Annotated in this window: 5 protein-coding genes; all 5 read right to left on the bottom strand. The window is 37.3% G+C overall.

Going from position 1 to position 2149, the window contains the following annotated elements; all coding sequences use genetic code 11:
• Positions 1–10 precede the first annotated feature (10 nt).
• Positions 11–214 (bottom strand): hypothetical protein, encoded by a 204-nt coding sequence (locus tag AC1EU2_RS18675; RefSeq protein ID WP_480299785.1) that lies wholly within the window; start codon positions 212–214, stop codon positions 11–13.
• Between the two features lie 126 nt (positions 215–340).
• Entirely contained in the window at positions 341–871 is a 531-nt protein-coding gene (locus AC1EU2_RS18670) for a hypothetical protein (protein ID WP_480299784.1), read from the bottom strand.
• 128 nt (positions 872–999) lie between these two features.
• The gene (locus AC1EU2_RS18665) at positions 1000–1248 is read right to left on the bottom strand and encodes a hypothetical protein (protein WP_480299783.1); all 249 of its coding nucleotides are present in this window, start codon (positions 1246–1248) and stop codon (positions 1000–1002) included.
• Positions 1236–1382, bottom strand: a complete 147-nt coding sequence (locus AC1EU2_RS18660) for a hypothetical protein (protein ID WP_480299782.1) — start codon at positions 1380–1382, stop codon at positions 1236–1238. The genes AC1EU2_RS18665 and AC1EU2_RS18660 overlap by 13 nt, the downstream gene beginning before the upstream one ends.
• A gap of 350 nt (positions 1383–1732) precedes the next feature.
• On the bottom strand, positions 1733–2056 hold the full coding sequence (locus AC1EU2_RS18655; RefSeq protein WP_480299781.1) for a hypothetical protein: 324 nt from the start codon (positions 2054–2056) through the stop codon (positions 1733–1735).
• Positions 2057–2149 lie beyond the last annotated feature (93 nt).

Genomic DNA, 2149 nt, shown 5'->3' with positions numbered 1-2149 from the left:
ACTTTAATTATTACTGAGACTTAGGGTGCAAGTAATTTGAAAAATGAGTATCCGCTAATTTTTCAAGTTCTAATATTTTATTACGAAATTCATCAGCTTTTACTGAGTCAATATTTCCTGCTGCTTGCTCGTTAAAAACAGCAAATTCCCGATTTAAGTTTTCAAGTTGATCTAAAACTTTTTGAAAAGATTTCATAACTGAATTTTTATCCATGAAAATACAACTCCACTTGATTTCAAAACTTATGTATAACGCCCGCTTAACAGGCAAATGCTGGTTGGCTATAATCCGAAGCGCAGCGTAGGAGCCAACCAGTATTTGTCCTTGTTGAAGCGCTTGTTATAATTTGTTTGCAACATTGCTCAACTTCTTTTTGAAAATATCACATTGTTTTTCGAATTCTTCTTGTGTTTGGCAAAATTCTGTTACCGTTAATTTTGATTTCTTAGGCCCCTCAAAAAATGGCACTAGTTTAGATCTGGCTTTATCAACAGCAGCATACTCACAAACTAATTTAGGAAAATGTATGTTTAGAAGCATTATAATTTTTTGTGCATCACCTGGGTTAAGCATTGATTGTTTTCTTGTTAACTCATCAGCTTGCTCAAGAGTAAGCTTGTGATAATAAACACGTAAATGAGTTAGATACATCGTAGCTAAGTTAGTTTGCCATTTTTCAAATAAAAAATAGAGTTCCTCAAGTTTTTGAAGCTTTATTTCAATATTTTTTTGTTTGCTAGTTGCTTCTAAATTTTTATCTAAAGAACGACTGTTAAAATAATTAGTAATAAATACTGCTGTTAACGTTGAAAACGCAGTTACTGTTGCACTTATTATAACTACAACATCCTTAATGTTTATTTCTAGCAATATCCTCTCCGATATATGGAAAATTATAACGCCTGCATAACAGGCGCAAAATGTTTGGCTATAATTTGCGACGAAGGAGCAAAGCCAAACAGTTTTGCGTCCTTGTTGATGCACTTGTTAGGTGCATGTTACATTTTGCCGAAATGGCGATAAAGCAAGTCATTTAATTGATCGTTTTCAAAAGCATATATTAGTTCGGTTTGACCAATTTTTCGGTATTTGCCCCAGTAATAACCAGCCCACCTTTTTGAAGTTTCAATGTCGTCACTACCAATTAATTTATGACTAAACACATGCTGAACTGTCTCAAGTGAGAAACTAGAGCCGTCTTGTACTGCTTGCAAAAATAACTTTGTCGGATCGATTACTGAATGCATGCTCTTGCACCTAACGCCTGCATAACAGGCGCAAAATGTTTGGCTAAAATTTGCGACGAAGGAGCAAAGCCAAACAGTTTTGCGTCCTTGTTGATGCACTTGTTAGGGTTACGGTAGTGGTTCACCAAATTCATCAACTTTTTTACCCCACTTGTCCATCATTGTGTTACATCTCTTACAAGTCCAGCCACCATATCTTTTTTGATAATCATTTTTAGGCAGCCTAATTATTGGCATCTGTTGATTACAAGTAGGGCAATTTACTCTATTTTTTATATTTATACCGTGCTTAGACTTTTTGGCATTCTCTACTTTAAAGTAGAGATACAATCCCAAAAGTGGAAACAGTGATGTTGCTATAATGGTCAGATACAATTTTGTAACCCTAACGCCCGCTTAACAGGCAAATGCTGGTTGGCTATAATCCGAAGCGCAGCGTAGGAGCCAACCAGTATTTGTCCTTGTTGAAGCGCTTGTTAAGTGCTTAATTGTAGATAATAAAACCGTCATAGCTACCATCCCAGTCAGTTAGAGGCATTGTTGCGACTTCCAAGAACTGAGGCTTGCCATCGCACATTTCAATATGAGCACATAGAATTAAACCATTCGGCAGTTCTATGTGACCGAATAAATCTAGAATCTGGACAGCGTGATTCACCTTGCTACTTATTTCTTCGAAATATACATATAGGCCAGGCCCAGTGTGCTCACGACTGCTTACCCGTAACTCATAAAGAATATCCAGTATTGCAGGCTGATGCTTGCCAATTGCCGAGATTATCGAGAGTTCAAATTCGTTCAGTTTCATGAGCACTTAACGCCCGCCTTAACGGGCAAATACTGGTTGGCTATAATCCGGAGCGCAGCGCAGGAGCCAACCAGTATTTGTCCTGTTGAAGCG

This window comes from Parashewanella sp. 2304DJ23-3, assembly GCF_056591695.1.
Note: the sequence above shows the minus strand (reverse complement) of the source record. Positions and strands in the feature narration are given on the sequence as shown.

Coding starts and splice junctions, on each gene's coding strand:
- AC1EU2_RS18660 (WP_480299782.1), bottom strand. CDS start 1,382: ATGAATTTGGTGAACCACTACCGTAACCCTAACAAGTGCATCAACAAG.
- AC1EU2_RS18665 (WP_480299783.1), bottom strand. CDS start 1,248: ATGCATTCAGTAATCGATCCGACAAAGTTATTTTTGCAAGCAGTACAA.
- AC1EU2_RS18655 (WP_480299781.1), bottom strand. CDS start 2,056: ATGAAACTGAACGAATTTGAACTCTCGATAATCTCGGCAATTGGCAAG.
- AC1EU2_RS18675 (WP_480299785.1), bottom strand. CDS start 214: ATGGATAAAAATTCAGTTATGAAATCTTTTCAAAAAGTTTTAGATCAA.